The organism is Aquiluna sp., assembly GCF_965064355.1.
Map to the genome: position 1 here is coordinate 1 of NZ_CBCHRQ010000077.1, position 5635 is coordinate 5635.

The 5635-nt window shown below is 51.9% G+C and carries 7 protein-coding genes and 2 tRNA genes; 2 read left to right on the forward strand and 7 right to left on the reverse strand.

Features of this window, described 5'->3' with window-relative positions; genetic code table 11:
- Positions 1 to 63 precede the first annotated feature (63 nt).
- Together AC128V_RS06370 and AC128V_RS06375 are read right to left on the reverse strand one after the other, a co-directional pair.
- Positions 64 to 318, reverse strand: coding sequence for a hypothetical protein (locus AC128V_RS06370; RefSeq protein ID WP_482763840.1), 255 nt, complete (start codon positions 316 to 318; stop codon positions 64 to 66).
- A gap of 24 nt (positions 319 to 342) precedes the next feature.
- Positions 343 to 1308, reverse strand: a complete 966-nt coding sequence (locus AC128V_RS06375; protein WP_482763841.1) for a DMT family transporter — start codon at positions 1306 to 1308, stop codon at positions 343 to 345.
- Here AC128V_RS06375 and AC128V_RS06380 point away from each other — a divergent pair.
- Positions 1277 to 2527 carry an MFS transporter gene (locus AC128V_RS06380; RefSeq protein WP_482763842.1) on the forward strand — a complete coding sequence of 417 codons (1251 nt, stop codon included), beginning with the start codon at positions 1277 to 1279 and terminating at the stop codon, positions 2525 to 2527. The two genes, AC128V_RS06375 and AC128V_RS06380, sit on opposite strands and share 32 nt — an antisense overlap.
- 21 nt (positions 2528 to 2548) lie before the next feature.
- Here AC128V_RS06380 and AC128V_RS06385 read toward each other — a convergent pair whose 3' ends face one another.
- On the reverse strand, positions 2549 to 2758 hold the full coding sequence (locus AC128V_RS06385) for a DUF4287 domain-containing protein (RefSeq protein ID WP_482763843.1): 210 nt from the start codon (positions 2756 to 2758) through the stop codon (positions 2549 to 2551).
- 156 nt (positions 2759 to 2914) lie between these two features.
- Between AC128V_RS06385 and AC128V_RS06390 the strand changes: the two genes are divergently transcribed.
- Positions 2915 to 3400: a phosphate-starvation-inducible PsiE family protein gene (locus AC128V_RS06390; RefSeq protein ID WP_482763844.1), complete on the forward strand. Its 486-nt coding sequence runs from the start codon at positions 2915 to 2917 to the stop codon at positions 3398 to 3400.
- 70 nt (positions 3401 to 3470) lie between these two features.
- Here the strand turns inward: AC128V_RS06390 and AC128V_RS06395 are convergent.
- The 4 genes from AC128V_RS06395 to AC128V_RS06410 all read right to left on the reverse strand — a co-directional run.
- Positions 3471 to 3543 (reverse strand) — tRNA-Ala (locus tag AC128V_RS06395).
- A 66-nt stretch (positions 3544 to 3609) separates the two neighbouring features.
- Positions 3610 to 3686, reverse strand: a tRNA-Ile gene (locus AC128V_RS06400).
- Positions 3687 to 3738: 52 nt separating this feature from the next.
- Positions 3739 to 4140 (reverse strand): DUF3566 domain-containing protein, encoded by a 402-nt coding sequence (locus AC128V_RS06405; protein ID WP_482763845.1) that lies wholly within the window; start codon positions 4138 to 4140, stop codon positions 3739 to 3741.
- The coding region (locus AC128V_RS06410; RefSeq protein ID WP_482763846.1) for a DNA gyrase C-terminal beta-propeller domain-containing protein at positions 4115 to 5635 on the reverse strand (1521 nt) is incomplete at its 5' end. The genes AC128V_RS06410 and AC128V_RS06405, both read right to left, overlap by 26 nt.

Below are 5635 nucleotides of genomic sequence, written 5' to 3' on the forward strand. Positions count from 1 at the left end.
AGGCGTGGTTGACGATATTTGTCTAGACACACTAGACAGAACTCAAAGCCGGCTCAAATGAAGTTATTCGGCCCGATTTTTTCTTGGCCTAGTAATCAGGATTGAGGAAATCAGTACAGACACCAGCGGTGCTACTGCCATAACCCACACCGTTACAAGCCCCCACAGCGCGATGATGCCGGTAACAGCATTCGCCACAAGAGGGATCCAGCGCTTTATCTTTCCTCGGCGATAGAGGATGGCCAACACAATGTTCAGGATCGAAATTACTATCTGAGCGATAAAGATTCCGGCGACTAAAGCAACGAGAGATTCCATATCTACCTAGTGTGCCAGCAATCGCTACTTTTTCGCTGATAGATAAAGACCCAAGGTAATCATGGGGATACCGATCAAGAGACCCGGAGTCACTGGCTCCGATAGGAACAAGGTTCCCAACAGCAAGGCAACCGCGGTGTTCACATAGGTGATCAGGCTGGCCTTTACAGGTCCAATCTCGCGAATTAGCTCGAAGAAAAGCACGAAGGCGAGCGCCGAACAAATCAGACCCAAGATCAACAGGGCGATCCAGCCCTCAATTGGTGGCTGAGCGGCGATTTCAGCCGGGATCTCAAATGCAGCTGGAACGGCATAAATTGCAGCAACAATCGCCATGCTGAATCCAATGACGCCACTGGTTGGGACATCGGTCATTTTGTTGTTCGCCATAATCGGCGCGATCGCGTAACCAACGGCTGCCAAGACGACAGCGCCGATCCAAAGCGGTTCAACGTGGCCTAGGAATGAGTCAATTCCAACCAGTGCGATTACGCCTAGGAAACCAATGACCATTCCGGCCAGTGGGATCGGCTTCAGTGCGGTGCGGTCCTTGAATACCAAGGCCAAGATAGCCACCGCAAAAAACGGCACGGTGGAAATCAATAATCCGGCAAGGCCGGACGAAATGTATTTTTCAGCTTCGGTAATCAGGTACCACGGGCCAACCATCTCGAGTGCTGCGAAGAGCAAAACGTATGGCCAGGCCTTGAGCACCTTCTTAGCCGCACCGGTCATGATGGCGTATGGCACCAAAACCAAAGCACCGATAAAGGTTCTGGCGAAAACAATGGTTGGGGTCGAAAAGCTATCTAGAGCGATAGCGATAAAGAAGTACGGGAGTCCCCAGAAAACGCCTGTAAGCAGGAACAGTATTAACCCTCGACGAGACACCTGCATAGCGTATTGGATAAACCCATAAATCGGCTTTGCCAGGGTAACTGGTTGGTAGTCTTGCCCAATGGCCAGAGAAAGCGCACTTAGAGCTTTCAAACACCGCAACTATCGGGTTCTCTTCCCAGCCAGCGTGCTTTCCAACATTGGAACCTGGGCTCAGCGCATTGCTCAAGACTGGCTAGTTCTAGAACTCACCAACAGCGCCCAACTTCTGGGTCTGATTACCGCCTTGCAGTTTTTGCCTTCACTTCTTCTAAGTCTTTACGGCGGGGTTCTGGCCGATCGCTTTGATAAGCGAACGCTTTTGATCATCACCAACATTGGTGCGGGGCTTGGCTCTCTGACCATGGGTCTGTTGGTCATTATCGGCGTTGTAGAGATATGGCACGTTGCCGTTCTCGCCTTTACGGTGGGGGTCTTCTCTGCAATTGACGCTCCGGTTCGCACCAGTTTCAACTCCGAACTCGTTGGTCACCAGGACATACCTAGCGCAATCAGCCTGAATTCTGCAAACTTCAATGCCGGTCGACTAATCGGCCCTGCGGCTTCTGGCTTTTTGATTGTGCTTTTTGGAACCGGGGTCTCGTTCCTGGTCAACTCGCTTACCTATGTCGCGGTAATCATCGCGCTAGCGATGATGCGCAAGGATTTACTGTTTATCTCGGTGAAGCCAAATAGCGGAGCCAAGCTCAAGCAAGCGGTTCAGTATGTGCTTGGGCAAAGGGATATCTTCCTGGTGATGCTGGCGGTTTTCTTTGCCACCACCTTCGGTTTGAACTTCCAGATCTTTATGGCAGTTATGGCCACCCAAGAGTTTGGCAAGGGTCCGGCAGAATTCGGAATCCTAGGTAGCATCTTGGCCGTGGGGTCTTTCACCGGTGTACTGATTTCAGCCAGGTTCGAGAACCTAAGGGTTCCTAAATTTGTGATGTTGTTCGGGATGCTCTTTGGCGCATTGCTAACAATCACTGCCTGGATGCCGACCTACGGAACCTACGCCTTGATGTTGCCATTGGTCGGTGGCATGGCTCTTATGACCTTGATCTCTGCTAATTCCTATGTCCAGACCAACTGCGAACCAACGCTTCGTGGCCGAGTCATGGGCATCTACCTATTGATCTTTATGGGCGGAACACCAATTGGTTCACCGCTTATCGGTTGGTTTGCCGAGCATGTTGGTATTCGCTGGACAGTAATGGGTTGTGGTCTGATTGTTTTGGTGGCTAGCGCCCTTATCTATATCGCACTCAGAAGAGGCAAAGGACCGGAACCTGTGACCGAGAGCATGCCGGTTATCCCCGAACCGACAAGCTAAATAGCCAATCCGAACTTGACCCTATTTGCCTGATTTAGCCTTCAAGTAAGCCGCGATTGCGTTCGCATGCCCGTGACCCATGGCGTGCACGGTCTTTAGGAATGCAACCTGCTCCATGTGGGACTTTGAGGCGTGAGCGGCTAGCTGCTCAAACCAGTGCTCAATTGGCTTGCCGTAGGTCTTCTCAATAGAGGGGAAGTAGCTTGCTGGGCCTTTTACTTTTTCAGTCATTGGGATTCCTAAATTTTTGCTAACAGTATTTTGCACCTAACGGCCGGTGTTGTCTCGGATGAGGCCAATTAGGGACCCTGGAGAGAAAAAATGGGTTGTGAGCAAATCGAGATAAAAAAATGGAAGAAAAGATCGATTGTTTGAATTCTCTAGTAAATGGGAAATGAAATTGAAGAAGAGAAAAAGAGCGTGGTGCCTCATCGCCTAGTTGAGCGCATGGAGGACATCTTCCACATGGTGCTGGGGGTGTTCCTCTTCGGCATCGCCGTTGCGGCACTGATTTACTCAGTTATTAGAGTCTTCACCACCTCGCCTTTCTTCCCAAGTGGAATGATTCAGGCAATCAACGACGTGCTGTTCATCATCATTATTTTGGAAATCTTGAGAACGGTTATCGCCCGCTACACAGATGGTGTTTTCCAGCTTCAGAACTTCCTGATCATCGGCATTATTGCTGCCGTGAGGCACATTCTCACCGTTGGCGCCTACATGACGCTTTCAGAAAAGACCCAGGAAGACTTTGACCGAGCGGTAATTGAACTTGCTATTAGCTCAGGCATTGTCGTGGCACTCGTATTCGCTATATTTTTGGCGAAAGTGGCGGAGTCTATTGCGATGAAGGCTGCGGCTCTAAAGAAATAGTGACCGCCTGACCGGCTGGATTTAGTCAAAAAAGAAATCTCCCCCCATTTCTGGAGGGAGATTTTCTTTGTGGAGACTAGGGGGGTCGAACCCCTGACCCCCTGCTTGCAAAGCAGGTGCTCTACCAACTGAGCTAAGTCCCCGGAATGATCCGGTTTGGATCTTGGTGCATCCTACGTTGGAAGCCATCTCTTGCGGGAGAAGCTTCCTGGTGGGCCTAGGAGGACTTGAACCTCCGACCTCTTCATTATCAGTGAAGCGCTCTAACCACCTGAGCTATAGGCCCGTAGAACGTCACAACATTACTAAAAAACGGCCTAGATGCCAAACCGAATTTTCTAGTTGTTGGTGAAGGTGACTGAAACGCCACCTACCAACCTGGCGATTATGTTGAAAAGAACCGCCCAGATTGCCGATAGCGCTGTCGCGAAGACGATGTTCAGAAGTGAAATGGTGGCCGCAGTTCCAACCACATTTGCAAATGAGAATTCGCTCTCCAGGCTAAATCCGCTGCCCTCACCGAAGATGCTGGATAGTAGGCCTCCAACCGAGGAAAAGACTCCCGAGTTTGCAAGCACTGCCCAGAGCAAGATCGAACCAACAATGGTGGAGATTGCCAGGGCAATCGACACCAGGAAGCCAACCTTCACGGCAGACATAACCTCGATGGAGCGAAGCTTCAGGCGAACCTGTTTTACCGGCTCCCTTGGAGCACTACTCCGCTTGAACAGCTTCGCCATCCGGATCTCCTTCAGCATCTGATAAATCGTTGGTCTCTAGATTACGCTCCGTGTTGCGCGCCAGCGACAAAACCGAGTCAGACTCTTCAAAGCGTGCGAATACCACACCCATGGTGTCGCGGCCCTTGGCAGGAACCTCGGCAGCATTGGTTCTGATTACCTTGCCCGAGGCAAGCACGACCAAAACCTCATCGGCTTCGTCCACAATTAGCGCACCGACCAGGTCACCGCGCTTTTCGTCTAGTTTGGCAACCTTGATTCCCAAACCACCGCGGTTCTGAATGCGGTACTGGTCAGCGCTGGTGCGCTTTGCGTAACCACCCTCGGTAACCACGAATACAAAGCCTGCTTCGCCAATCACGGTTGCGCTTAGTAGCTCGTCGCCCTTTCTAAAGCTCATGCCCATAACACCTGAGGTGTCACGGCCCATCGGCCTTAGCTGCTCACTTGAAGCGGAGAATCTGATCGACATGCCCTTGCGAGATACCAAAAGCAGGTCATTGTCATCGCTTACCAGCATGGCGTTCACTAGCTCATCGCCTTCGCGCAGCTTGATCGCGATGATTCCACCGGTTCTTGCGGTGTCGTAGGTCTCGAGTGCGGTCTTCTTCACAAGTCCAGCACGGGTTGCAAGAACCAAATAAGGCGCTTGCTGGTAGTCCTTCAGGTCCAAAACCTCAACGATTCGCTCTTCTGGCTGCAGTGCCAAAAGGTTAGCTACGTGCTGACCCTTAGCATCGCGACCAGATTCCTGGATCTCGTAAACCTTGGAGCGGAATACGCGACCGGTGTTGGTGAAGAACATCAACCAGTGGTGCGTGGTGGAGACGATGAAGTTTTGCACCACATCGTCGGCACGCAGGCTGGCACCCTTTACACCCTTGCCACCGCGGTGCTGCACGCGGTAGTTGTCGCTTCTGGTGCGCTTGATGTAGCCACCGGCGGTTAGAGTCACGACCATTTCCTCTTGAGGGATTAGGTCTTCCATCGAAACATCGCCGTCGAAGCCAAGGAGGATCTCGGAGCGACGCTCATCGCCGTATCGTGAAACAACTTCTTCAAGCTCATCCGAGATGATCTTGCGCTGGACATCCTCGTCAGCGATGATGCGCTGGAACTCGGTGATCTGACGCTCAAGCTCTGCAGCTTCATCGATGATCTTCTGACGCTCAAGGGCTGCTAGCTGTCGAAGCTGCATGTTCAGGATCGCCCTGGCCTGCAGTTCGTCGATATCCAGCAGCTTGATCAGGCCGTCTCTAGCGTCGTCGACGGTAGAGCTCTTGCGAATCAGTGCGATTACCTCGTCGAGGGCATCTAGCGCCTTTAGGTATCCGCGCAGAATGTGGGCACGCTCTTCAGCCTTGCGAAGGCGGAACTTGGTGCGGCGAACAATAACCTCAACCTGGTGGGTTACCCAGTTGGTGATAAAACCATCGATTGACAAGGTGCGAGGCACGCCATCAACCAGTGCCAACATGTTGGCACCGAAGTTTTC

Coding starts and splice junctions, on each gene's coding strand:
- AC128V_RS06380 (WP_482763842.1), top strand. CDS start 1,277: ATGGCCAGAGAAAGCGCACTTAGAGCTTTCAAACACCGCAACTATCGG.
- AC128V_RS06385 (WP_482763843.1), bottom strand. CDS start 2,758: ATGACTGAAAAAGTAAAAGGCCCAGCAAGCTACTTCCCCTCTATTGAG.
- AC128V_RS06370 (WP_482763840.1), bottom strand. CDS start 318: ATGGAATCTCTCGTTGCTTTAGTCGCCGGAATCTTTATCGCTCAGATA.
- AC128V_RS06405 (WP_482763845.1), bottom strand. CDS start 4,140: ATGGCGAAGCTGTTCAAGCGGAGTAGTGCTCCAAGGGAGCCGGTAAAA.
- AC128V_RS06390 (WP_482763844.1), top strand. CDS start 2,915: ATGGGAAATGAAATTGAAGAAGAGAAAAAGAGCGTGGTGCCTCATCGC.